General features: G+C 52.7%; 1 rRNA gene. It reads right to left on the minus strand.

From position 1 onward, the window contains the following. Nucleotide 1: 1 nt before the first annotated feature. Nucleotides 2-2,927: ribosomal RNA gene (locus JR050_RS00670) — 23S ribosomal RNA — on the minus strand.

The following is a 2,927-nucleotide window of genomic DNA, read 5'->3' on the forward strand; positions in this document are numbered from 1 at the left end:
TATGGTTAAGTCCTCGACCTATTAGTATCTGTCAGCTCCACGTGTCGCCACGCTTCCACCTCAGACCTATCAACCTGATCGTCTTTCAGGGGTCTTACTTCAAAGAATGGGAAATCTCATCTTGAGGGGGGCTTCATGCTTAGATGCTTTCAGCACTTATCCCGTCCACACATAGCTACCCAGCGATGCCCTTGGCAGAACAACTGGTACACCAGCGGTGTGTCCATCCCGGTCCTCTCGTACTAAGGACAGCTCCTCTCAAATTTCCTACGCCCACGACGGATAGGGACCGAACTGTCTCACGACGTTCTGAACCCAGCTCGCGTACCGCTTTAATGGGCGAACAGCCCAACCCTTGGGACCGACTACAGCCCCAGGATGCGATGAGCCGACATCGAGGTGCCAAACCTCCCCGTCGATGTGGACTCTTGGGGGAGATAAGCCTGTTATCCCCGGGGTAGCTTTTATCCGTTGAGCGATGGCCCTTCCATGCGGAACCACCGGATCACTAAGCCCGACTTTCGTCCCTGCTCGACTTGTAGGTCTCGCAGTCAAGCTCCCTTGTGCCTTTACACTCTACGAATGATTTCCAACCATTCTGAGGGAACCTTTGGGCGCCTCCGTTACATTTTGGGAGGCGACCGCCCCAGTCAAACTGCCCACCTGACACTGTCTCCCACCCCGATAAGGGGCGAGGGTTAGAATTTCAATACAGCCAGGGTAGTATCCCACCGACGCCTCCACCGAAGCTGGCGCTCCGGCTTCTCAGGCTCCTACCTATCCTGTACAAGCTGTACCAAAATTCAATATCAGGCTACAGTAAAGCTCCACGGGGTCTTTCCGTCCTGTCGCGGGTAACCTGCATCTTCACAGGTACTATAATTTCACCGAGTCTCTCGTTGAGACAGTGCCCAAATCGTTACACCTTTCGTGCGGGTCAGAACTTACCTGACAAGGAATTTCGCTACCTTAGGACCGTTATAGTTACGGCCGCCGTTTACTGGGGCTTCAATTCAGAGCTTCGCTTGCGCTAACCCCTCCTCTTAACCTTCCAGCACCGGGCAGGTGTCAGCCCCTATACTTCGCCTTGCGGCTTCGCAGAGACCTGTGTTTTTGCTAAACAGTCGCTTGGGCCTTTTCACTGCGGCTCTCTCGGGCTTGCACCCTACCAGAGCACCCCTTCTCCCGAAGTTACGGGGTCATTTTGCCGAGTTCCTTAACGAGAGTTCTCTCGATCACCTTAGGATTCTCTCCTCGCCTACCTGTGTCGGTTTGCGGTACAGGCACCTCTCACCTCGCTAGAGGCTTTTCTTGGCAGTGTGGAATCAAGAAGTTCGGTACTAAATTTCCCTCCCCATCACAACTCAGCCTTTGCGGTAAGCGGATTTGCCTACTTACCAGCCTAATTGCTTGGACGCGCATATCCAGCAGCGCGATTCTCTATCCTCCTGCGTCCCCCCATTGCTCAAACGGTGAGGAGGTGGTACAGGAATATCAACCTGTTGTCCATCGCCTACGCCTTTCGGCCTCGGCTTAGGTCCTGACTAACCCTGAGCGGACGAGCCTTCCTCAGGAAACCTTAGGCATTCGGTGGACAAGATTCTCACTTGTCTTTCGCTACTCATACCGGCATTCTCACTTCTAAGCGCTCCACCAGTCCTTACGGTCTGACTTCGACGCACTTAGAACGCTCTCCTACCATTGTTCGTAAGAACAATCCACAGCTTCGGTGATACGTTTAGCCCCGGTACATTTTCGGCGCAGAGTCACTCGACCAGTGAGCTATTACGCACTCTTTAAATGGTGGCTGCTTCTAAGCCAACATCCTGGTTGTCTGGGCAACTCCACATCCTTTTCCACTTAACGTATACTTTGGGACCTTAGCTGGTGGTCTGGGCTGTTTCCCTTTCGACTACGGATCTTATCACTCGCAGTCTGACTCCCGAGTATAAGTCTTTGGCATTCGGAGTTTGACTGAATTCGGTAACCCGATGAGGGCCCCTAGTCCAATCAGTGCTCTACCTCCAAGACTCTCTACCTCGAGGCTAGCCCTAAAGCTATTTCGGAGAGAACCAGCTATCTCCAGGTTCGATTGGAATTTCTCCGCTACCCACACCTCATCCCCGCACTTTTCAACGTGCGTGGGTTCGGGCCTCCATTCAGTGTTACCTGAACTTCACCCTGGACATGGGTAGATCACCTGGTTTCGGGTCTACGACCACGTACTATTTCGCCCTATTCAGACTCGCTTTCGCTGCGGCTCCGTCTTCTCAACTTAACCTTGCACGGGATCGTAACTCGCCGGTTCATTCTACAAAAGGCACGCCATCACCCGTTAACGGGCTCTGACTACTTGTAGGCACACGGTTTCAGGATCTTTTTCACTCCCCTTCCGGGGTGCTTTTCACCTTTCCCTCACGGTACTGGTTCACTATCGGTCACTAGGGAGTATTTAGCCTTGGGAGATGGTCCTCCCTGCTTCCGACGGGATTTCTCGTGTCCCGCCGTACTCAGGATCCACTCTGGAGGGAACGAAGTTTCAGCTACAGGGCTGTTACCTTCTTTGGCCGACCTTTCCAGGTCATTTCACTTACCTCGTTCCTTTGTAACTCCGTATAGAGTGTCCTACAACCCCAAGAGGCAAGCCTCTTGGTTTGGGCTAATTCCGTTTCGCTCGCCGCTACTCAGGAAATCGCAATTGCTTTCTCTTCCTCCGGGTACTAAGATGTTTCAGTTCCCCGGGTCTGCCATCATAACCCTATGAATTCAGGTTAAGATACTACTCCATTACGAGTAGTGGGTTTCCCCATTCGGAAATCTCCGGATCAAAGCTTACTTACAGCTCCCCGAAGCATATCGTTGTTAGTCACGTCCTTCATCGGCTCCTAGTGCCAAGGCATCCACCGTGCGCCCTTCATAACTTAACC

Origin of the sequence: Bacillus suaedaesalsae (genome assembly GCF_016890225.1) — a bacterium.
In the GTDB taxonomy this organism is placed as follows: domain Bacteria; phylum Bacillota; class Bacilli; order Bacillales; family SA4; genus Bacillus_BS; species Bacillus_BS suaedaesalsae.